Source organism: Leifsonia tongyongensis (assembly GCF_010686705.1).
In the GTDB taxonomy this organism is placed as follows: Bacteria; Actinomycetota; Actinomycetes; order Actinomycetales; family Microbacteriaceae; genus Diaminobutyricibacter; species Diaminobutyricibacter tongyongensis.
On the sequence record NZ_JAAGWY010000005.1, the window covers coordinates 323,694 to 345,212 of the forward strand.

General features: G+C 67.9%; 17 protein-coding genes. 13 read left to right on the plus strand and 4 right to left on the minus strand.

From position 1 onward, the window contains the following. Window positions 1-168 precede the first annotated feature (168 nt). On the plus strand, window positions 169-1,296 hold the full coding sequence (locus G3T36_RS18935) for a glycerate kinase (protein ID WP_163291411.1): 1,128 nt from the start codon (window positions 169-171) through the stop codon (window positions 1,294-1,296). A gap of 142 nt (window positions 1,297-1,438) precedes the next feature. Here the strand turns inward: G3T36_RS18935 and G3T36_RS18940 are convergent, their stop codons facing one another. The 3 genes from G3T36_RS18940 to G3T36_RS18950 form a co-directional block, all read right to left on the minus strand. Continuing rightward, entirely contained in the window at window positions 1,439-2,881 is a 1,443-nt protein-coding gene (locus G3T36_RS18940; RefSeq protein ID WP_163291412.1) for a xylulokinase, read from the minus strand. A gap of 101 nt (window positions 2,882-2,982) precedes the next feature. Further along, complete coding sequence (gene xylA / locus G3T36_RS18945; RefSeq protein ID WP_163291413.1) at window positions 2,983-4,179, minus strand: xylose isomerase; 1,197 nt, start codon at window positions 4,177-4,179, stop codon at window positions 2,983-2,985. Window positions 4,180-4,262: 83 nt separating this feature from the next. Beyond that, window positions 4,263-5,261, minus strand: a complete 999-nt coding sequence (locus G3T36_RS18950; RefSeq protein ID WP_163291414.1) for a LacI family DNA-binding transcriptional regulator — start codon at window positions 5,259-5,261, stop codon at window positions 4,263-4,265. 227 nt (window positions 5,262-5,488) lie between these two features. Between G3T36_RS18950 and G3T36_RS18955 the strand changes: the two genes are divergently transcribed. The 7 genes from G3T36_RS18955 (at window position 5,489) to G3T36_RS18985 (ending at window position 14,082) form a co-directional block, all read left to right on the plus strand. Continuing rightward, complete coding sequence (locus tag G3T36_RS18955; RefSeq protein WP_163291415.1) at window positions 5,489-6,775, plus strand: ABC transporter substrate-binding protein; 1,287 nt, start codon at window positions 5,489-5,491, stop codon at window positions 6,773-6,775. 11 nt (window positions 6,776-6,786) lie between these two features. Then, complete coding sequence (locus tag G3T36_RS18960) at window positions 6,787-7,812, plus strand: carbohydrate ABC transporter permease (protein ID WP_163291416.1); 1,026 nt, start codon at window positions 6,787-6,789, stop codon at window positions 7,810-7,812. After that, window positions 7,809-8,684, plus strand: a complete 876-nt coding sequence (locus G3T36_RS18965; RefSeq protein ID WP_163291417.1) for a carbohydrate ABC transporter permease — start codon at window positions 7,809-7,811, stop codon at window positions 8,682-8,684. Before G3T36_RS18960 ends, G3T36_RS18965 begins: the two co-directional genes overlap by 4 nt. Before the next feature lie 35 nt (window positions 8,685-8,719). Then, window positions 8,720-11,050 carry a beta-xylosidase/alpha-l-arabinosidase gene (locus tag G3T36_RS18970; protein WP_163291418.1) on the plus strand — a complete coding sequence of 777 codons (2,331 nt, stop codon included), beginning with the start codon at window positions 8,720-8,722 and terminating at the stop codon, window positions 11,048-11,050. Window positions 11,051-11,120: 70 nt separating this feature from the next. Continuing rightward, a complete protein-coding gene (locus tag G3T36_RS18975; protein ID WP_163291419.1) occupies window positions 11,121-12,305 on the plus strand; it encodes a Gfo/Idh/MocA family protein in 1,185 nt (394 codons plus the stop codon). Continuing rightward, entirely contained in the window at window positions 12,302-13,000 is a 699-nt protein-coding gene (locus G3T36_RS18980; protein WP_163291420.1) for a ThuA domain-containing protein, read from the plus strand. Before G3T36_RS18975 ends, G3T36_RS18980 begins: the two co-directional genes overlap by 4 nt. Then, window positions 12,985-14,082, plus strand: a complete 1,098-nt coding sequence (locus G3T36_RS18985; RefSeq protein WP_163291421.1) for a Gfo/Idh/MocA family protein — start codon at window positions 12,985-12,987, stop codon at window positions 14,080-14,082. Before G3T36_RS18980 ends, G3T36_RS18985 begins: the two co-directional genes overlap by 16 nt. 10 nt (window positions 14,083-14,092) lie before the next feature. Here G3T36_RS18985 and G3T36_RS18990 read toward each other — a convergent pair whose 3' ends face one another. Beyond that, window positions 14,093-15,058, minus strand: a complete 966-nt coding sequence (locus G3T36_RS18990; RefSeq protein WP_163291422.1) for an acetylxylan esterase — start codon at window positions 15,056-15,058, stop codon at window positions 14,093-14,095. A gap of 129 nt (window positions 15,059-15,187) precedes the next feature. On the opposite strand from G3T36_RS18990, the gene G3T36_RS18995 reads away from it, so the two are divergent. From G3T36_RS18995 to arfA, 5 genes are all read left to right on the plus strand, one after another. Beyond that, entirely contained in the window at window positions 15,188-16,444 is a 1,257-nt protein-coding gene (locus G3T36_RS18995) for an ROK family protein (RefSeq protein ID WP_193571371.1), read from the plus strand. Between the two features lie 221 nt (window positions 16,445-16,665). After that, complete coding sequence (locus G3T36_RS19000; protein ID WP_163291423.1) at window positions 16,666-17,895, plus strand: Bcr/CflA family efflux MFS transporter; 1,230 nt, start codon at window positions 16,666-16,668, stop codon at window positions 17,893-17,895. 43 nt (window positions 17,896-17,938) lie between these two features. Further along, entirely contained in the window at window positions 17,939-18,622 is a 684-nt protein-coding gene (locus G3T36_RS19005) for a phosphatase PAP2 family protein (RefSeq protein ID WP_163291424.1), read from the plus strand. A gap of 63 nt (window positions 18,623-18,685) precedes the next feature. Continuing rightward, the gene (locus tag G3T36_RS19010; RefSeq protein ID WP_163291425.1) at window positions 18,686-19,756 is read left to right on the plus strand and encodes a substrate-binding domain-containing protein; all 1,071 of its coding nucleotides are present in this window, start codon (window positions 18,686-18,688) and stop codon (window positions 19,754-19,756) included. A 170-nt stretch (window positions 19,757-19,926) separates the two neighbouring features. Next, window positions 19,927-21,438: an arabinosylfuranosidase ArfA gene (gene arfA / locus G3T36_RS19015; RefSeq protein WP_163291426.1), complete on the plus strand. Its 1,512-nt coding sequence runs from the start codon at window positions 19,927-19,929 to the stop codon at window positions 21,436-21,438. The last annotated feature ends 81 nt before the right edge of the window (window positions 21,439-21,519 follow it).

Below are 21,519 nucleotides of genomic sequence, written 5' to 3' on the forward strand. Positions count from 1 at the left end.
TTGTTCCCGCGGCACCCGTTTCGTCCCACCGCACGTGCTTGTTCCCACCGCACGTGCTTGTTCCCGCCGCACTCCGTAGAACGAGTGCGGTGGGACGAAACGGGTGCGGCGAGACGTTGTCCGACGTGGCGGCTGCGCTGAGCGGCCCGACCCTGCCACGCTGGTGTCATGAATGAGCCCCGCACGATCGTGATCGCGCCCGACTCCTTCAAGGGGTCGGCGACCGCTGCCGTGATCGCGCGCGCGATCGCCGACGGGTGGACATCGGTCCGCCCCCGCGACCACGTCATCCTCGCGTCGATGGCGGACGGCGGCGAAGGCACGATCGACGCCTTCGAACTCGCGGTCCCCGCAGCTCGGCGCATGCCTGTGATCGTGAACGGCCCGGACGGCAGACCGGTTTCGACATCGTGGCTGCTGCTCCCGCCGACCGACGAGTTCCCCGGGGGCGTCGGCGTCGTCGAACTGGCCTCGACGAGCGGCATCACCCTCCTCGACGAGCTCGTACCTCTCGACGCTCACACGCTCGGCTTCGGTGAAGCGATAGCGGATGCGCTCGATCACGGGGTCTCGCGTCTCCTGCTCGCGATCGGCGGCAGCGCATCCACCGACGGAGGCGTCGGCGCCCTGGCAGCCCTGGGTGCGCGGTTCGCAAACGCACAAGGACGACCCGTCCGACTGGGAAACCGAGGCCTCGGGTCGCTCGCGCGGGTCGACCTCGACGCCCTGCGGACGGTTCCGGATGGGGGCGCCGTCATTCTGAGCGACGTCACCAATCCCCTGCTCGGTCCGCGCGGCGCCGCTGCGGTGTTCGGGCCTCAGAAAGGCGCGAATGGTCAGCAGGTTCTCGGCCTCGAGTCGGGTTTGGTCCGGCTGGAGCGTCTCATGCGCGCGGCGCGTCCGGGTGTGCGCGCGAGCACACCCGGCGCCGGTGCGGCGGGCGGCACGGGCTTCGGCCTGCTCGCCTGGGGCGCTACGCCGGCAGCGGGTGCGGAGGCGGTCGGCTCGGCGCTCGGTCTGCCCACCCTCGTCGCCGGGGCGGACATCGTCGTGACCGGTGAAGGACGTTTCGACGCGCAATCGGCCGCCGGCAAAGTGCCCGCTTACGTGGCGCGACTCGCCGCGTCGGCTGGCGTACGCGCATTCCTCGTCGCAGGCGCAATAGAGACCGAGGAGGTTCCCTTCGACGCGGCGATCTCGCTCACCGACCTCGCGGGCGGGCCGGCGGATGCGATGGCCGACCCGGCCCGGTGGGCACGCGCCGCCGGCGCGCACCTGGCCGAGCGCACCTCCTGAGCTGCGGCGCCCCGGCGCCGAGGCCGCCTGTGCATCGAGTGTCACCGTTGCGGCCGAGTGTCACAGCTGTGCCGAGAACTCTCGACGGTAACGGTGACACTCGGCGGCCAAGGGGGCCGCGGGCGGCAGGCGGGCGGCGCGGCTACGCGGCCGGGGCCGCGTAGCGCGCGTACTGCTCCCGGATGAGCGGCCGGTGGTCCGGCGCTGGCTCGGCGACGATTGCGAGCGGCCACGACGGGCGCGTGCCCGTCAGCACCCAGGCGGCCTGCACGGCGCCGCCGTCCGCGACGTATTCGCCGGGTTCTGGGATCACGACGGGTGCGTCGAAGACCTGCGCGGCGACGGCGGCCACGGCGGGGTTCTGTGCAGCCCCGCCGATGAGGAGGATGCGCGTCTCCCTGACGCCGACCGCGCGCACCGCGTCGAGACCGGCGGCCAGGCCGCACAGCATTCCTTCGACGGATGCCCGGGCGAGGTTGGCCCGCCGGGTGGACGCGAGCGTGAGTCCATGGAGGCTCGCCTTCGCGTCCGGAAGGTTGGGTGTCCGCTCGCCTTCGAAGTAGGGCACGAGTACCACGCCGTCGGAGCCCGGTTCGGCGGACAGCGCCAGCTCGGCGAGGCCGGTGTGATCGACGTTGAGCAGGCGGGCGACCGCGTCGAGCACGCGCGCGGCGTTCAGCGTGGCGACGAGGGGGAGGGAGAGCCCGCTCGCGTCGGCGAAGCCCGCGACGGCTCCGCTGACATCGGCGGTCGGATGCGCGGTGACCGCGAACACCGTCCCGCTCGTCCCCAGGGACACCACGACGTCGCCGGCCCCCGCACCCAGCCCGAGCGCGGCGCCGGCGTTATCGCCCGCGCCCGGCCCCACGAGAACTCCGTCAGGCGTGGTCCCGGCGGACTCGGCCGGGCCGAGCACCCGCGGAAGCACGACGGCGCCGGGTGCACCATCGGTCCCGGCCTCTCGACCCGGGCGCCCGAGGGCCCGCTCGAACAGGTCGAGGTCGTACGCCCCGGAGGCGGCGCTCCAGTAGGCCGTGCCGCTCGCGTCGGACCGGTCCGTGCGCAGTTCGTCGAGCACCGGGCCGAGCGGGCTCTCGCCGGCTGGGCCGTACCCTCGAAGTCGCCAGGTCAGCCAGTCGTGGGGGAGGGCGACGGCGGCGACGCGCGCCGCGTTCGCGGGCTCCACGTCACGCAGCCACCGGAGTTTGGTCGCGGTGAACGATGCGACCGGTACGAGTCCCGTGCGGCGCGCGTACTCGTCGGCGCCGACTTCGGCGATCAGGTCGAGCGCAGCCTGGGCGCTGCGTGTGTCGTTCCACAGCAGCGCTGGGCGGATGACCTGGCCGGCTTCGTCGAGGACGACCATGCCGTGTTGCTGACCGGCCACTGCGATCGCAGCCACATCGCCGACACCGCCGGCGTCGGCGATCGCGGCCTGCAGCGCATCCCACCAGAACCTCGGGTCGACCTCGGTGCCTTCCGGGTGGGTCGCTCGGCCCGACCGCACGTGCGCGCCCGACTCGAGGTCGCGCACGACGACCTTGCAGCTCTGGGTGGATGAGTCGACTCCGGCGACGAGCGTCATGCTGTTTCCTTAAGGGCTTTCGACGCCGAACGGTGAGTTCTGCGCGTGACACAAGGGACGCATGGAGCAGAACTCACCGTTCGGCGGTTGTGTCGAGTGGGTTAGGAGCGGGCGCCGATCAGGTGTTCGAGGGCCAGCTGCTGGAGGCGCACGAACCCGAAGCCCTTGCCGCCGAAGTACACCGACGGGTCGAAGTCTTCGTACGAGGCGCGGTCTGCGAGCAGATCGTCGTACGACTCACCGGCGCCGAGCGTCGGGAGCGAGAGCTGCGGGACCCGTGAGGCCTCGAGTGCTGCCTGGACCTCGGGGTCGGCGCGGAAAGCCTTCGCGCGCTCCTTCAGCAGCAGGTAGGTGCGCATGTTGGCCGCGGCCGAGTCCCACACGCCGGTGATGTCTTCGGTGCGGGAGGGCTTGTAGTCGAAGTGGCGCGGGCCGTCGTACGACGGTCCTCCGTTGGGGCCGCCGTTCTCGAGCAGGTCGACGAGCGCGAACGCGTTCTGCAGGTCGCCGTGGCCGAAGACGAGGTCCTGGTCGTACTTGATGCCGCGCTGGCCGTTGAGGTCGATGTGGAACAGCTTGCCCTGGTACAGCGCCTGCGCGATTCCGGCGGCGAAGTTCAGTCCGGCCATCTGCTCGTGACCGACCTCGGGGTTCACACCGACGAGCTCAGGGCGCTCGAGGGTCTCGATGAACGCGAGCGCGTGCCCGAGGGTGGGGAGCAGGATGTCGCCGCGGGGCTCGTTGGGCTTCGGCTCGATGGCGAAGCGGATGTCGTAGCCCTTGTCCGTGACGTACTGGCCGAGCAGGTTGACGGCTTCGCGGTAGCGCTCGAGCGCTGCACGGATGTCTTTGGCTGCGTCGTACTCTGCACCCTCGCGGCCGCCCCACATCACGAAGGTCTTCGCACCGAGTTCGGCGGCCAGGTCGAGGTTGCGCAGGACCTTGCGGAGCGCGAAGCGGCGCACCTCACGGTCGTTGGAGGTGAAGCCGCCGTCCTTGAAGACCGGCGCGCTGAACAGGTTGGTGGTGACCATCGGGATGATGAGGCCGGTGTCGCTGAGCGCCTGCTTCAGCCGGTCGATCTGCTTCTGGCGCTCGGCGTCCGTCGAACCGAAGGCGAAGAGGTCGTCGTCGTGGAAGGTGAGGCCGTACGCACCCAGCTCGCTGAGCCGGGTCACTGCCTCGACGACGTCGAGCTGGGGCCGGGTGGGGCCACCGAACGGGTCCGTGCCGTTGTAGCCGATGGTCCACAGACCGAAGGAGAATTTGTCGTCGCGGGTGGGAGTCGTCGTGCTCATGTGTGTGCTTCCTTCAGCATCATTGGTGATTTGTTGCGAGAATAAACATATAGCGTCGAAGCCGGGAATGCAATCCCGAACCGTCAGCGCGGAGGTGCGGTCGTCGCTCGCACGACGAGCCGCGTGGGCATCCGGATGTGGGTGGGCGACGGCGTCTCGCCCCTCATGAGCCGGACGAGCAATTCTGCGGCCGTGGCCCCGAGAAGCTGCATAGGCTGGGCCACGGTCGTCAGCTGCGGGGCGTGCGCCGATGCCTCCGGAACGTCGTCGAAACCGACCACCGACAGGTCCCTCGGCACGTCGAGGCCGAGTTCGGCCGCCGCCTTGATCACGGCGATCGCGGAGAGGTCGTTGGCCGCGAACACCGCTGTGGGCCGATCCGCCCGTGACAGCAGCCGCGTCGCTGCTTCGTGGACGGTGTCCTGCTCATAGCGGCCGAGGCCGACGAGCGACGCGTCGAACGCGATCCCCGCCTCCGAGAGTGCCCGGCGGTATCCGGCGTCACGGAGGATGGATGATCGCAGATCAGGTCGTCCGGCCACGAACCCGATGCGGCGGTGGCCGAGCTCGATGAGGTAGCTCGTCGCCTGGCGGGCGCCGGTGAAGCTGTCGGACTCGACGGTCGGGAGGTCCGCGTCGCCGGTGTGCGGGTCGACGGCGACGATCGGTACGTCGGCCGAGACATTCACGATCGTCGGGGTGACCATGATCACGCCGTCGATGAGCGTGCCGCTCAGCCGGCTCAGGGAGCGACGCTCCCAGCCTTCGCTCGAGTTCTGGCGCGATCCGCTGTAGGCCAGCAGGTCGTAGCGCGAGTCGTGCAGGGCGGTCCCGACACCTTTCAGGATCTCGGCGCTGAACAGCTCGAAGTCAGCCACGAGCACGCCGATGACACCGGTGCGCCTCGACCGCATACTGCTCGCGACGAGGCTCGATTCGTAGCCGAGCTGCTCGACGACTTCCAGGACCCGCTCAACGGTGTGCTCGGCTATGCCGTATCGTCCATTGACCGCTTTCGAGACGGTCGATACGGAAACCCCCGCGGCCGCAGCCACGTCATGAATGGTTGGTCTTCGTCCCATGACCCTAGACATTAGCGCAATGGAAACTGTTTTCGAAAACGTTTGACACACTCAGATGCGTTTGTAACACTGATGAACCATCCGGGCCCGAGTCCGGAAACCCTCCGGGATCGCGGCCGACTGAATTGCTACGAGGCAGTCGCACACGTCGGCTCAACGCATCCCAGCACACGGGAACCTCGAACTGTCGAGGTCCTGCTCAACGAAGAGAACAGGTTGGAAATCACATGAAAGCCAAAAAGCTCCTTGCAGGGGCGGCTGTCCTGGTTGCCGGCATGATGGCACTGAGTGCCTGTAGCGCTCCCAGCAGCAACTCCAGCAACGGCAAGGTCACCATGACCCTGTGGCAGAACTCGACGACTGGCCCCGGCCAGAAGTTCTGGACTGACGCGGTGGCCGCCTACCACGCGAAGAACCCGAACGTCACGATCAAGGTGCAGTCGGTCCAGAACGAAGCCATGGACGGCAAGCTCCAGACGGCGCTGAACTCCGGCAACGCGCCCGACATCTTCCTCCAGCGCGGCGGCGGCAAGATGGCGGCGATGGTTCAGGCCGGCCAGCTGATGGACATCACCAGCAAGGTCTCCTCCGACACCAAGGCCAACATCTCCTCCGGCTCGTTCAAGGCGGAGACGTATCAGGGCAAGGTCTGGGCGATGCCGCTCTCGGTGCTCCCGGGTGGACTGTTCTACAGCAAGGACCTCTTCAACAAGGCCGGCATCACCCAGGCTCCCGCGACGATCGACGACCTCTCGGCCGACGTGACGAAGCTGAAGGGCACCGGAGTCGCTCCGGTCGCGCTCGGCGCCAAGGACGCGTGGCCGGCTGCGCACTGGTTCTACTGGTTCGCACTCCGCGAGTGCTCCGGCGACACCATGCAGAAGACCGCTGACTCGAAGGACTTCTCCGACCCATGCTGGCTGAAGGCGGCGAACGACCTCCAGAGCTTCGCTTCCCAGAAGCCGTTCAACGACGGATTCCTCACCACCGCGGCCCAGCAGGGCGCGGGCAGCTCGGCCGGTCTCGTGGCTAACCACAAGGCCGCGATGGAGCTCATGGGCGCTTGGGACCCGGGAGTGATTGCATCGCTCACCCCCGACCAGAAGCCGCTTCCCGACCTCGGTTTCTACCCCTTCCCTGAGCTCTCCGGCGGCAACGGCCTGCCAGGCTCGATCATGGGTGGTGTCGATGGATACTCCTGCTCCGCGAAGGCCCCGAAGGAGTGCCCCGACTTCCTGAACTTCGTCGCGAGCACGCCTCAGCAGACCGCCTACTACAAGGCGTTCAACTCTCCGCCCGTCAACACCGAGGCTCAGAAGGCCGTCACCGAGCCGTACCTGAAGGATGTCCTGGTCGCCTACAACAAGGCCCCGTTCGTCTCTCAGTGGCTTGACACGATCCTCGGACAGAACATCGGTAACGCGCTCAACGTCGCTGTCGTCGACATGCTGGCAGGCAAGACTGACCCCAAGGGGCTCGTCCAGGCCGCCAACGACGCAGCCAAGAAGGGCTAAGAGGCCACCCGATGAGCGACACCCGCGAGAACACTTTGGCAGCTAGCGTGTCGAAGGCCGATCTCGCGCAGCGAGGCGGGGGCGACGTGAAAGCGTCGCTCCCGCCGAAGCCGCGGCGTAGCCGCCGCGGCTTCGGCTGGGCGGGGCGCATGGAGATCGCCATCCTGGCGGGGCCGGCGATCATCGTCTTCCTCGGCTTCGTGATCTTCCCGGTCGTCATGGCCGCGTACTACGGATTCTTCCGCTGGAACGGTTACGGGCCGCCGACCGACTTCGTCGGTCTGCAGAACTACCTCGTCATCGTTACGGACAAAGCGTTCCAGGAGGCGCTGGGTCACAACTTCTTCATCCTGGTCATGTCCATCATCCTCCAGGGGCCCGTCGCGATCCTCCTCGCGCTGCTGCTCAACCGCAAGATGCGCGGTCAATCGGTCATCCGCATCCTGATCTTCGTCCCCTACGTCATCTCCGAGGTCGTGGTGGGTACCGGACTCAGCCTGATGCTCTCGACCAACGGAGCGCTGAACGGCTTCCTGAAGGACATCGGCCTGAGTTCGTGGGCACACGACTGGCTTGCTGATCCGAGCATCGCGATCTGGACCCTGCTGGGCATCCTCACCTGGAAGTACATCGGTTTCGCGGTCATCCTCTTCCTTGCAGGGCTGCAGGGCGTTCCTGAGGAGCTGTACGAAGCCGCGGCCCTCGACGGTGCGTCGTACTGGCAGATCCAGCGAAGGATCACCCTGCCGTTGCTCGCGCCCACCCTGCGCATCTGGGCGTTCCTCTCCGTCATCGGCGCGCTCCAGCTGTTCGACCTCGTCTACATCATCTGGGGCCAGTACGTGGCCTCCACGGCCGGAACGTCGACCATGGCGACCTACATGGTCTCGAACGGTCGCGACGCCGGCAACTTCGGGTACGGCAACGCCGTAGCCGTCGTGATCTTCCTCATCTCCCTCATCGTCGCGCTCTTCTACCAGCGCTTCGTCCTCCACCGCGACACTCAGGGCGCGCTGACAGAAAGGAACGCGAAATGAGCGCCATCGCCAGCGTTCGCGCAGCACGCCTGCAGCGGCGGAAGGAGCGGACGGCCCTGCCATGGGGTTCGCCTGCGGTGTATTTCGTAGCGCTCGTCGTCGTCGCCCTGATGCTGGTGCCCATCGCGTACATCATCATCGGCGGCTTCCGGACGAACTCGCAGATCACCGTCGACCCCGCCGGCCTCCCGAACCCGTGGAATGTGCAGAACTACATCACCGTGCTCACCGGCGGCGTCTTCTGGGCCCAGGTGGGGAACTCGCTGATCGCTGCCCTGGGGACGACGATCGGAGCAGTCGGCCTCGGCCTTGCGGCCAGCTATGTGCTGGCACGGTACGAATTCAAGGGCCGCGGGGCGTTGTACGCGTTGTTCGCCGCCGGCCTCATGTTCCCGATCACGGTCGCGATCACGCCGCTGTATATCGTCGTGCGCAACCTGGGACTGACGAACTCGCTCGCAGGCGTCATCATCCCGCAGATCGCCTTCGCGCTCCCGACGACGATCATCATCCTCGTGCCATTCCTCCGGGCGATCCCGGATGAACTCCAGGAGGCGGCCTTCATCGACGGCTGCAGCCGGCTCGGATTCTTCTGGCGGATGGTGCTGCGCCTCTCGCTGCCCGGCGTGATCACCGTCGGCATCCTGGCCTTCATCGGCAGCTGGAACAGCTACCTGCTTCCTTTGTTCATCCTGAACGACCAGTCGACCTACACGTTACCCCTCGGTGTGCAGGCGTTCTCATCGCAATACTCCTCGGACACGGCCCAGGTGCTGGCGTTCACGTCCTTGTCGATGATTCCGGCCCTGGTGTTCTTCAGCTTTTTCGAGCGCCGCATCGTCGGCGGACTCACCGGAGCGGTCAAGGGCTGAGCGCCCGACCGCCCCAGAGAGAAGTGTGTCTTTTCATGATCAGCCCCGATCTTCCTATCGTTTCAGACCGCGTAAAACGCCTGTTCGACTCGATGACCCTCGAGGAGAAGCTGGCCCAGCTCGTCGGGTTCTGGGTCGACAAAGGTGATGAGGTCGTCGCCCCGATGGCCGGTGAGATGGCCAACTCGGCGAAGTACGAGGACGCCACCGAGCACGGCATCGGACACCTCACGCGTGTCTACGGCACCCGACCTGTGGACCCCGCGGAGCGCGCGGGCTGGCTCTGGTCCGAGCAGCGGAGGCTGAAGAAGGAGACCCGGCTGGGCATCCCCGCTATCGTCCACGAGGAGTGCCTGACGGGCCTGGCGGCGTGGAAAGCTGCGACGTTCCCGACTCCGCTGGCGTGGGGTGCGTCGTTCGACCCTGAGCTCGTGGAGCGGATGGCACGCCTCATCGGCGCGTCGATGCGCGAGCTGGGCATCCACCAGGGGCTTGCGCCCGTGCTCGACGTCATCCGCGACCCGCGCTGGGGACGCGTGGACGAGTGCATCGCCGAGGACCCGTATGTGGTCGGCACCATCGGCACCGCCTACGTGCGCGGGCTGCAGGAGTCGGGCGTGCATGCCACGCTCAAGCACTTCGTCGGCTACTCGGCCTCGCAGGCGGGGCGCAACCACGCGCCGGTCCATGCCGGCCGGCGTGAGCTCCGCGATGTGCTGCTCCCCCCGTTCGAGATGGCGCTTCGCGATGGCGGCGTGCGTTCCGTCATGAACTCGTACGCCGAGATCGACGGCGTTCCCGTCGCCGCGACGCCGGAGTATCTCGAGGGCATCCTCCGCGACGAGTGGGGCTTCGACGGCGTCGTCGTCTCCGACTACTTCGCGGTCGCGTTCCTCCACACCATGCACGAGGTGGCGGCAGACCTCGGCGAGGCGGCCGAACTGGCCCTCGCTGCGGGAATCGACGTCGAGCTTCCGACCGGCGACGCCTTCCTCGAACCGCTGGCCGCCCGGGTCCGTGCGGGGCTCCTCGACGTGACCCTCATCGACCGCTCGGTTCTGCGCGTCCTCGCGCAGAAGGAGGAGCTCGGCCTGCTCGACGAGACGTTCGACGAGCCGCCGACGTCGATCGACCTCGACACCCCGGCCCACCGCGAGACCGCCCTTCAGCTCGCCGAAGAGTCGCTCGTGCTCCTGACCAACAACGGTGTGCTCCCGCTCGCGCCGCGCGCAGAGCCCCTGCGGATCGCGGTCGTCGGCCCGAACGCGGAGTCGTCCGAAGCGCTCATGGGCTGCTATTCGTTCGTCAACCACGTGCTCGCCCATTACCCCGGTGTCGAGCTCGGCGTGAGCATCCCTTCTGTGCTCGAGTCGCTCCGGGAGGAGTTCCCCGAGGCCGCGATCACGCATGTGGTCGGCTGCGAAGTCGAAGGTGATGACGCATCCGGGATCGCGGATGCGGTGACCGCTGTGGAGTCGGCCGACGTCGCCTTCGTGGTCGTCGGCGATCGCGCGGGCCTGTTCGGTCGCGGGACCGTCGGCGAGGGCAACGACGTGGAGTCCCTGTCGCTCCCGGGCGTCCAGCGCGAACTCGTCGAAGCGGTCACAGCCGTCGGCAAGCCTGTCGTGATGGTCGTGCTCTCCGGGCGTCCGTACGAACTCGGCTGGGCTGTCGGCGGTCCGACCGCTCCGGATGCGCTGCTCCAGGCCTTCTTCCCGGGCGAGGAGGGCGGTCGCGCCATCGCCCAGGTGCTGTCGGGTCGCGTGGCTCCTTCGGGTCACCTCCCCGTCTCGCTTCCGCGTTCCGCGGGTTCGCAGCCCTACTCCTACCTGCACCCGAAGCTCGGGGGCTCATCCGAGATCACGAGCGCCGACAGCACGCCGGTGCTGCCGTTCGGCCACGGGCTCACGTACACGACGTTCGACCGCTCGGAGCTCACCGTCGAGGCGGAGGCTGCGACGAGCGGAACCTTCGTAGCGAGTGTGCGCGTGCGGAACACGGGCGATCGTGCGGGCACCGACCTGGTGCAGCTGTACGCCCACGACGTCTTCGCGAGCGTCACGCGCCCGGTCGCCCAGCTCGTCGGGTACGCCCGGGTCGACCTGGAGCCGGGCGATGAGGCCATCGTCGAGTTCGCGGTTCCGACCGCACGCCTCGCCTTGACGGACAGGCAGTTCGACCGCATCGTCGAGCCCGGCCGGATCGATCTCTGGGTGGGTCCGTCGTGCGACGAGCGCGAGACGACCGCCACGGTCACGCTGGTGGGGGAGAACCACCTGGTGAGCGCAGCAGACGGTCGCCTCGTCGGAGTACGCGTCGAGATCCTCGAGGCCGACGCCGTGGCAGCCGGGATCTCCGCCGAATAGCCCGACCTCGGTCGCGTGGCATTTGTGGTTGCATAGTACAAATTCGGATGCACGTGAGGGAGCGAATCGGATGAGCGGGACGAAGCCCCGGCTGCGCGTAGCGATGGTCGGCTACGGATTCATGGGTGCCGCGCACTCGCAGGGGTGGCGGGTCGCCCCGCGCTTCTTCGAGCTGGATGCTGAGCCCGAGTTGACCGTGATCGTCGGCAGGGATGCGGCGCGGGTCGAAGCGGCACGTGAGAAGTTCGGCTGGATGCGGGCCGAGACCGACTGGCGCCGTGTCGTCGAGGATTCGGCCATCGACGTCGTGGACATCTGCTCGCCGGGCGACTCGCATGCCGAGATCGCCATCGCCGCCCTTGATGCGGGCAAGCACGTCCTCTGCGAGAAGCCCCTGGCGAACACCGTCGAGGAAGCGGAGCGGATGGTCGCTGCGGCCGAGCGCGCAGCCGCCCGCGGCATCCGCTCGATGGTCGGCTTCAGCTACCGTCGCGTCCCCGCGATCGGGTTCGCCCGTGCGCTCATCGCCGACGGGCGCCTCGGCGACATCCGGCAGACGCGTGCCGAATACCTGCAGGACTGGCTCGTCGACGAGAACGGCCCGATGACCTGGCGCCTCGACAAGTCGCAGGCGGGGTCCGGTTCACTCGGCGACATCGGAGCACACGCGATCGACATGATCCAGTACCTGACGGGGACGACGGTCGAGGCCGTCAGCGGCACTCTCGCCACGTTCGTGACGGAGCGACCGCTCCTCGGTGAGAGTCGTGGGCTCAGCGGCACCGCATCCGCCGAGCGTGGCCGGGTCACCGTCGACGACGCCGCGTGGTTCACCGGCCGTCTCGCGGGCGGGGCGATCGGCTCGTTCGAGGCGACGCGTTATGCCACCGGCCGCAAGAACGCGTTCCGCATCGAGATCAGCGGGAACCGCGGGGCGATCGCCTTCGATCTGGAGTCGATGAACGAACTCCAGTTCTACGATGCGACAGCGCCCGCGGGGGAACGCGGGTTCACGCGCATCCTCGTGACCGAGCCCGAGCATCCGTACATGGCGAACTGGTGGCCGACCGGTCACCTCATCGGCTACGAACACGCCTTCGCGCACGAGGTCCGTGACTTCGTCGACGACATCACGGCCGGCCGTGACCCGGTGCCGTCGTTCGCCGACGGCCTGCAGGTGCAGCGTGTGCTGGAGGCCGTCGAGCTGAGCGCAGCCAACGGCAGCGCGTGGACCGAGACCGGAGGAGCCCGATGACGGACCGGAAGCACGCCCTCGTCGTCCGCGGCGGCTGGGACGGCCATATGCCGGTCGAGACGACGGCGCTGTTCATCCCGTTCCTCGAAGCGAACGGCTTCGACGTGCGAGTCGAGAACGGCACGACGATTTATGCCGACGACGACTACATGAGCACGGTCGACCTCATCGTGCAGGTCGTGACCATGAGCACCATCGAGCGCGAGGAGTTCGCGGGCCTCCAACGCGCCATCCTCAACGGCGCCGGCATGGCGGGGTGGCACGGCGGCATCGCCGACTCGTACCGCGACAACGCTGACTATCTGCACATGATCGGCGGCCAGTTCGCGCACCACGCAGGCAAGGACCCGGCCGAGCGGGTCGGCGAGCAGTCGGACAACTACATTCCGTACACGGTACATATCACCGAGCTCGGTAAGAAGCACCCGATCACGGCCGGTATCGAAGACTTCGACCTCGTCACCGAGCAGTACTGGGTCCTGAGCGACGAATACAATGACGTGCTGGCGACGACCACGCAGGAGGTCCGGCCCTGGGATGCGTGGAACAGGCCGGTCACGGCTCCTGCGATCTGGACGCGTCAGTGGGGCGAAGGGCGGATCTTCGTGTCAGCGCCCGGTCACCGCATCGACGTGGTCGAAGACCCGAACGTCCGCACCATCATCGAGAGGGGTCTGCTGTGGGCAGCACGCTGAACGTCGGAGTCGTCGGGGTCGGCGTCATCAGCAACCAGTACTTCGCCTCCTTGCCGAGCCTCCCCAACCTCCGTCTCGCGGCCGTGTCCGACGTCGACGTCGCCCGCGCTGCATCCGTCGCAGACGCGCAGGGCACGAAAGCGCTGACCGTGGATGCTCTGCTCAGCGATCCCGGCATCGATGTGGTCCTCAACCTGACGATCCCCGCGGCGCACGCCGACATCGCCCGGCGGGCCATCGACGGCGGCAAGCATGTCTACGGCGAGAAGCCGCTGGCGCTGGCGACCCCGGATGCGGCCGGAGTGCTCTCGCGGGCCGCCGCTGCAGGCGTGCGGGTCGGCAGTGCTCCCGACACGGTGCTCGGCACGGGGATCCAGACGACACGGGCGGTGCTCGACTCCGGTCGGATCGGTGCGCCGGTCGGAGCATCCGTTCACTGGACCGCGCCCGGGCACGAGCTCTGGCATCCGGCTCCGGCGTTCTACTATCAGCCGGGCGGTGGTCCGCTTTTCGACATGGGCCCGTACTACCTGACCAGCCTCGTGACGTTCTTCGGCCCGGTGCGCCGTGTCTCCGGTGCGGTGAGCCGTTCGGCGCGCGAGCGCACGATCGCCACCGGACCGAACGCCGGAGCGGTCATCCCGGTCGACGTGGACACCCACGTGACCGCACTGCTCGAGCACGCGAGCGGAGTCATCAGCACGGTCACCGTGAGCTTCGAGGTCTGGGCGACGAAGGCTCCGCTCTTCGAGATCTACGGCACCGAAGGAACCATCCAGGTGCCGGATCCGAACGCGTTCTCGGACACCGTCTCGGTTGCGACCGCGTCACACCGCGAGTGGGTGGAACTGCCCGCCTCGGCCGGATACGCGGACGCGGGCCGGGGCTTCGGGCTGGCGGACATGGCCCGAGCGATCGAGACCGACCGGCCGCACCGCGCATCCGGAGAACTGGCGTTCCACGTGCTCGAGATCATGGAATCGGTCATCGCGGCGGGTCGGGAGCACCGCGTCGTCGAACTCTCGAGCACGGTCGAACGGCCCGAACCCGTTGCGAGCGGGAGCCGGCCCGAGACCTGGTAGCGGAGCCTTCTCAGAGGCGGTCGGCGAGCCAGGCGGCCTGGCGTTGCCACTGGTGGGTCAGCCCGCCCTCGTGTCCGTTGAATTCGTAGACCGCGATCGTCCTGTCCGTCGACGCCAGATGGTTGTAGGCGGCGAAGATCGTCGAGGGCGGCACGATGTCGTCCATGAGGGCGACGGAGAACAGCGCGGGGACGGTGATGCGCCGGGCGAAGTTCACGCCGTCGAAGTACGACAGGGTCTCGAACACACGGTCGACCTCCGCGCGGTGAACGGCGAGGTAGCGCGCGATCTCGCCGAACGGGTCGGAGGTCGCGATCTCCGCGCCCCGACGGAAGGCGGCGAGGAACGGAACATCGGGCATGACGGCCTTCACCGCAGGTGCAAGTGCCGCCGCCGCGTTCGCGATGCCGCCGCCCTGGCTCCCACCGGTCACCGCGATGCGGTCCGGGTCCACGAAGTCCAGGGTCGAGACAGCGTCGACGAGCAGTGCGGCGTCGGTGAACACACGCCGGTAGTAATACGTGTCGGGGTCGTCGATGCCGCGCGTCATGAACCCGGCTGCAGCGGGGCCCGAGCCGTGCGGGTCGGGAGTATCGCCGCCGGTGCCCCATCCGCTGCCCTGGCCGCGCGTGTCCATGACGACGTGCACGTAGCCGGCGAGCGCCCACAGGACACGCTCGCCCGGCAGCCCCCGTCCGCCGTTGTAGCCCACGTATTCGATGACGACCGGTCGTCGCCCTTCGCCGCGCGGGCGAGTCACCCATCCGGCCACGCGTTCGCCGCCGAAGCCGCCGAACCGCAGGTCGTCGACGATGAGCTCGGTGATCGGCGTCGGCGCTGGGGTGAGGGTCGGCGCCGATGCCAGGCGTCGCGATTCATCGAGCGTTCGGGTCCAGAACGCGTCGAAGTCGCCCGGCTCGGCGACGGTCGGACGGAAGTCGACGAGATCGTCGAGGTTCAGGTCGGTGAGTGGCACGTGGCTTCTTTCTCGCGGTGGGTCAGACTCATTCTCGCAGTTTGTTGTTCGAAGGGACAAAATAGGTAACTGAGACGATCGCGTCTGGATACGAATAAGGAGAACCGTTCGATATCGTACGTGTGGACCATGACATCCTCGACGAAGAGCGCGAAGACTGCGCACACAGCAACGCCGTCCTGGCCGGTGCCCACCGGAGCCGGGGCTGACGTGCCCGTCAGCGCGCGCGGAAACAACCTCGACACCGTTCGCCGCCACAACCTCGGGACCGTGCTGGCAATGGTGCACCGGGGCGGACCGGCGGCGCGGTCCACCCTCACACAGTCGACCGGGCTGAACCGGTCGACGATCGGCGCTCTGGTCGGCGAGCTGGCCGACCTCGGCCTGGTCGTCGAGAGCGAACCGGGCGCAAGCAACAGGGTGGGGCGGCCGAGCCCCGTCGTGACCGCATCGCCGGATGTGGTCGCCATTGCTGTCAACCCCGAAGTCGACGCGATCACGGTCGGCGTCGTCGGGCTGGACGGCACGCTGCACCGGAGGGTCAGGTACCCGACCGGCCATGTGCCGACGGCGGAGGAGGCCGTCGCGATCGCGAGTGCCGTCATCGACGGGCTCCGCACTGACCTGGCGACATTCGCACGAACGATCGGCATCGGCGTGGCGGTGCCCGGTCTCGTGCGCGAGGCCGACGGTGTCGTGCGGCTCGCCCCGCACCTCGAATGGGTCGACGAGCCGTTCACGTCGATGCTCGAAGAAGCCACCGGCTTCGTGACCCGCTCCGCGAACGATGCGTCGCTCGGAGCAACTGCTGAGCGATACTTCGGAGCCGGTCGGCGCGCATCCGACCTCGTCTACATCAACGGCGGCGCGAGCGGCATCGGCGCCGGCGTGATCGTCAACGGCGACCCCCTGACCGGCATCTCGGGGTACGCGGGCGAACTCGGCCACACGCTCGTCAACAGCAACGGGATGCGCTGCCACTGCGGGGCGATCGGATGCCTGGAGACGGAAGTCAACCAGGCCTCGCTCCTGGGCGTGCTCGGCCTCGCATCCGCCGATAGCGACGAACTCGACAGGGCGCTCGCCGCATCCGCCGCCGACCCCGCGGTCGCCGAGGAGATCGAACGACAGCTTCACTACCTGGCCGTCGCCATGCGCAATGCGACCAATGTCTTCAATCCGCAGCTGATCGTGCTCGGCGGGTTCCTCGGCGCGCTGCACCAGGTCGCACCGGAGCGCCTCACGCAGCTGATCGCGGACCAGGCGCTGAAGGCGTCGGGGGAGTCGCTCGCCATCGCGCGCGCTGAGCTCGGCTCGCGGCTGCTGATGGTCGGCGCGGCGGAGCTGGCCTTCGGCCCGCTGCTCGCCGATCCCGCCGGCACCTGAGTCTTCAGGTGAACAGCGGCTGAACCCGCGCGCGAGCCGGATGGGAACGGTCACAATTCGGCCGCGCATCCGCTAAGCTGGTGAAGGCCCCGGAATCGAATCGATTCGATCGAATGGATTCGATTCTCAGCGGCCTTCCTCCGGACCCCGAGTCCGAACGCCCCATCCACTTCTCACCGTGGTCGTCCGCGACCGCGGTGTTCGCTTTCCCAAGGACCCCTGTGACTACCGTCGTCCACCCCGGTGACTCGCTTACTGGCCGCCAGCGGCTCGCGTACATCCTGATCCTCGGCGCGCTGACCGCGCTCGGGCCGTTCACGATCGACATGTACCTGCCTGCCCTTCCGACGCTCGAGAACGAGTTCGGAGTTTCGACGGCGGCGATCCAGCTGACCCTGACGGCGACCACGATCGGGTTCGGACTCGGACAGCTGATCGTCGGGCCGTGGAGCGACAAGGTCGGTCGGCGGCTCCCGCTGATCCTCGCGACAGCCGTACACATCGTCGCCTGTGTCGGCGCGGCTCTCTCGCCCAACGTCGAACTGCTCGCCGCGTTCCGTGCCCTCCAGGGCATCGGGGCGGCAGCAGGCGGCGTGGTCGCGATGGCGATGGTCCGTGACCTTTTCGGCGGCCGCCCGCTGGTCCGGATGCTCAGCCGTCTCGCCCTCGTGAGTGGACTCGCTCCCGTCCTGGCGCCCGTGATCGGCTCGCAGCTGCTCCTCGTCATGCCGTGGCGGGGAATCTTCTTCGTGCTCGCCGTCTACGGGCTCTTCGTCCTCGTCTGTGTGACTGCGTGGATCGTGGAGACCCTCCCGAAGGCCAGGCGCCATGACGCCGGCCATTCGACGACCCGCCAGCGCTACAAGGCGGTGCTCAGCGACCGCGTCTTCGTCGGCATCGCGATCGTCGGAGCGATGAACTTCACCGGCCTCTTCGCGTACCTCTCGTCGAGTTCGTTCATCTTCCAGGGCCTCTACGGCTTCGACGCGCAGCAGTACGGGCTCCTGTTCGCGGTGAACTCGATCGGCATCATCATCGGAGTCCAGTCGTCCGCGCGCATCACGAAGTACGTCGGCCCGCAGTGGATCCTCGCCGTCACGACGGTCGTGATGCTTGTGTCGGCGCTGCTCATCGTCATCCTCGGCCAGGCCGGTGCGGGTATCTGGGGCACCGTCATCCCCCTGTGGTTCTTCATCGCGGCGTGCGGGTTCGGGTTCCCCTGCGTGCAGGTGCTTGCGCTGAACGGCCACGGCCGTGAAGCCGGCACCGCAGCGTCGCTGCTGGGCGCTGCGAACTTCGGGATCGCCGGGATCATCTCGCCGGTGGTCGGCCTGCTGGGCACGAGCAACGCGATTCCGATGGGTGCGGTCATGGCAGTGACGTCGACCGTGAGCATCTGCGCCCTCTGGTTCGTGGTGCGGCCGCGTACCGTACCCGCGCTCACGCACTGAAATCCTCCGTGGCGTCTGGGAATCGACACGATAGTTTGAGAGGATGACCGACCACCGTGTCGACGCGGGCGACCTGCACCAGGCGCACACCATCTCGCGTTTCTGGCCGGTGCTCTCCGCATCCGTGGCGCTCGCCCTCGTGCTCATCATGGCCGGCATCATCGCCCTGCGCCCGAACGAGCCGTTCGTCCTCGACGTGAAGTGGATGGGCGAGGTCGTCGAGCATCGCTCCCCGTTCTGGACCGTGCCGGCGCTCATCATGAACACCGTCGGAGGGGGCCTCATCGGGATCGTCGTGGTGCTGCTCCTCTTCCGAAGGCCGTGGGCCGCCCTGTACTACGCGATCGCCGCCGCTCTCAGCGCGGGCTGCGTGCAGCTACTGAAGGTGACGGTCGGCCGGGCGCGGCCGGAGGACATGCTGGTGCAGTCGGACCCTGGCTCATTCCCGTCCGGGCATACGGCGAACGCTGCGACGATGGCGGTCGCCCTGGGCATCATCTTCTATCCGCGCGTCTGGGTGTGGGTCGCCGGGAGCGCGTACGCCGTTGCGATGGCGCTGAGCCGCACGTACCTGGGCGTGCACTGGCTGAGCGACACGATCGGCGGGCTCCTCCTCGGTGCGGGCGTCGCCGTCCTGGTCTGGGCGCCGCTCGCCTTCAAGCTGGCCGCCGAGGGCGCGAGACCGCATCCGTTCGTCCTTGCGAGGAAAGCGTCTCCAACGTTGTAGAGTTCCTGAGCGAGGGTGTGGGGCCGGTGCTCGGACGCGCATCCGCGATGAAGGAGGCGGACGGTGGCGGTCACCATGCACGACGTGGCGAAGCGCGCCGGCGTCTCGATCAAAACCGTCTCCAATGTGATCAACGACTACCCGCACATCCGCGAGGAGACGCGGTCGCGGGTCCTCGAGGCGATCGCCGCACTCGGCTATCAGCCGAATCTCTCGGCGCGCGGTCTGCGCTCCGGCCGGACGGGCGCGATCAGCCTGATCATCCCCGACCTCAAGAACGCCTACTTCGCGGAGCTGGCGGATGCGGTCATGCGCGCCGCTGCCGAGCACGACCTCGTGGTGATGATCCAGCAGAGCGGCGGCATCCGCGACCGCGAGCTCGAAGTGCTGCACGGTCCGCGCATGCGCATGGTCGACGGCATCCTGTTCAGCGTGCTGGCGCTCGGCCAGGAGGACGCGGGTCTCCTCGACATCCCGACGCCGCTCGTGCTGCTGGGTGAACGCATCTTCAACGGTCCTGCCGACCACGTGACGATGCAGAACGTGGCGGCCGCACGGGCCGCGACCGAGTACCTGATCTCGCTCGGCCGTAAGCGGATCGTCGCATTCGGCGCGCACGAGGACGACGGGATCGGCTCCGCGGGCCTGCGCCTCACCGGCTACAGGGAGGCTCTCGCGGCAGCAGGGCTGCAGTATCGCGAAGAGCTCGTCGTCGACGTCGGCAACTGGAATCGCGCGGATGGCGCCGATGCGATGCGCGCTGCTCTCGCATCCGGTCTCGAGTTCGACGCCGTGGTCGCCTTCAACGACGTGATCGCGCTCGGTGCGGTGCGCGTGCTCCAGGAGCGGGGCATCCGCATCCCCGACGATGTCGCCGTGATCGGATTCGACGACATCGACGAGACCCGGTATTCGCTTCCGTCGCTGTCGACGGTCGATCCTGGGCGTGAGGAGATCGCCGAGACCGCCGTCCGGGTGCTTCTCGAGCGCATCAACGACCCGGCCGGCGGGGCTCCGCCGCGGGAGTACGAGTCGTCGTTCCGCATCGTCGAGCGCGAGTCGACCCTCGGCGTCGCGTCCTCCCTGCACCCTCGCGTCGGCCCGCACGTCCACCCCCACCCCACTTCGCGGTGAGTTGGCACAAGTGGCCGCTATGACGCGCGTTGAAGCGGCCATAAGCGCCATGTGACGGATGCTCACCGCCTGTGACGAGCGGGGAGGGTTGACAGGGGAGAGTGCTCTCGAAAGGATTGGCGTACAACGTTTACCTACAACGTTGTAAACACACATCACGAAAGAAGACGATGATCACCGCACGCCTCACGATCGACCCCTATTTCACTGTCGGCCCCGTCAACCCGCGACTCTTCGGGTCGTTCGTCGAACACCTCGGCCGGTGCGTGTACGACGGGATCTATGAGCCGGGACACCCGACCGCAGACTCCGAGGGCTTCCGGCGCGACGTGATCGAGCTCGTCAAGGAACTCGGGGTCACGACGATCCGCTACCCCGGCGGCAACTTCGTCTCGGGGTTCCGCTGGGAGGACAGCGTCGGGCCGCGCGCGGAGCGTCCACGCCGCCTCGACCTGGCCTGGCATTCCACCGAGACCAACGAGGTCGGCCTGCACGAGTTCTCGTCGTGGCTGGAGAAGGTCGGCAGCGAACTCATGCTCGCAGTGAACCTCGGGACCCGAGGCACGCTTGAAGCGCTCGACCTGCTCGAGTATGCGAACGTCCCATCCGGCACTGCGCTCAGCGACCGTCGAGTGGCGAACGGCCGCACCGACGCGTTCGGAATCCGCATGTGGTGCCTCGGCAACGAGATGGACGGCCCGTGGCAGCTCGGTCACCGTTCCGCCGACGACTACGGCAAGCTCGCATCACAGACGGCCAAGGCGATGCGGCAGCTCGACCCCTCGGTCGAGCTCGTGGTGTGCGGGTCGTCTGGTGCGCAGATGCCGACGTTCGGCGAGTGGGAGCGTGTGGTGCTCTCGCACACCTATGAGGACGTGGACTACATCTCCTGCCACGCCTACTACCAGGAGAAGAACGGCGACCTGGACAGCTTCCTCGCGTCGGCCGTCGACATGGACCGGTTCATCGAGTCCGTCATCGCCACCGCCGACCACGTGAAGGCCGTGACGCGCAGCGAGAAGACGATCAACATCTCGTTCGACGAATGGAACATCTGGTACCTCGATCGCTACCACGATGTCGACAAGATCGAGGGTATCGAGAACTGGCCGGTCGCGCCGCGACTCCTCGAGGACTCCTATACGGTGGCGGATGCGGTCGTGTTCGGGAGTCTGCTCATCTCGCTCCTGAAGCACGCCGACCGGGTCACCAGCGCATCCCTCGCCCAGCTCGTCAACGTGATCGCGCCGATCATGACCGAACCCGGCGGGCCGGCCTGGCGACAGACGACGTTCTTCCCGTTCGCACTGACCTCGCGGCTGGCGAAGGGATGCACGCTCGAGGTGCGCCTCACCGGCGACACCTACGCGACCGAGCAATTCGGGGAGGTGAACCTGGTCGACGCGGTCGCGACGCACGACGACGCATCCGGCACGACGGCCGTCTTCCTCGTGAACCGCAGCCAGACCGAGGATGCGACGGTCACGATCGACCTCACGGCGCTCGGCAGCGTCTCGGTGGTGGATGCGCAGACGCTGGCGGATGCGGACATCCAGGCCAGGAACACCCTCGACGACCCCGAGAGGGTCGGCCTCCGCCCCAACCCGAGCGTCGTCGCCGGCGACCACACCCTCACCGTGACCCTCCCGCCCGTCTCGTGGACGGCCCTGTCGCTCGCCTAGCCCGGATCTTCGCCGAGAGTCGGGGGGGGGGGCCCCCGGGGGCCCCCCCCCCCCGCGGGAACCCGGCCCCCCGCCCCCGAC

Coding starts and splice junctions, on each gene's coding strand:
- G3T36_RS18935 (WP_163291411.1), top strand. CDS start 169: ATGAATGAGCCCCGCACGATCGTGATCGCGCCCGACTCCTTCAAGGGG.
- G3T36_RS18940 (WP_163291412.1), bottom strand. CDS start 2,881: ATGACGCTCGTCGCCGGAGTCGACTCATCCACCCAGAGCTGCAAGGTC.
- xylA (WP_163291413.1), bottom strand. CDS start 4,179: ATGAGCACGACGACTCCCACCCGCGACGACAAATTCTCCTTCGGTCTG.
- G3T36_RS18950 (WP_163291414.1), bottom strand. CDS start 5,261: ATGGGACGAAGACCAACCATTCATGACGTGGCTGCGGCCGCGGGGGTT.
- G3T36_RS18955 (WP_163291415.1), top strand. CDS start 5,489: ATGAAAGCCAAAAAGCTCCTTGCAGGGGCGGCTGTCCTGGTTGCCGGC.
- G3T36_RS18960 (WP_163291416.1), top strand. CDS start 6,787: ATGAGCGACACCCGCGAGAACACTTTGGCAGCTAGCGTGTCGAAGGCC.
- G3T36_RS18965 (WP_163291417.1), top strand. CDS start 7,809: ATGAGCGCCATCGCCAGCGTTCGCGCAGCACGCCTGCAGCGGCGGAAG.
- G3T36_RS18970 (WP_163291418.1), top strand. CDS start 8,720: ATGATCAGCCCCGATCTTCCTATCGTTTCAGACCGCGTAAAACGCCTG.
- G3T36_RS18975 (WP_163291419.1), top strand. CDS start 11,121: ATGAGCGGGACGAAGCCCCGGCTGCGCGTAGCGATGGTCGGCTACGGA.
- G3T36_RS18980 (WP_163291420.1), top strand. CDS start 12,302: ATGACGGACCGGAAGCACGCCCTCGTCGTCCGCGGCGGCTGGGACGGC.
- G3T36_RS18995 (WP_193571371.1), top strand. CDS start 15,188: ATGACATCCTCGACGAAGAGCGCGAAGACTGCGCACACAGCAACGCCG.
- G3T36_RS19005 (WP_163291424.1), top strand. CDS start 17,939: ATGACCGACCACCGTGTCGACGCGGGCGACCTGCACCAGGCGCACACC.
- arfA (WP_163291426.1), top strand. CDS start 19,927: ATGATCACCGCACGCCTCACGATCGACCCCTATTTCACTGTCGGCCCC.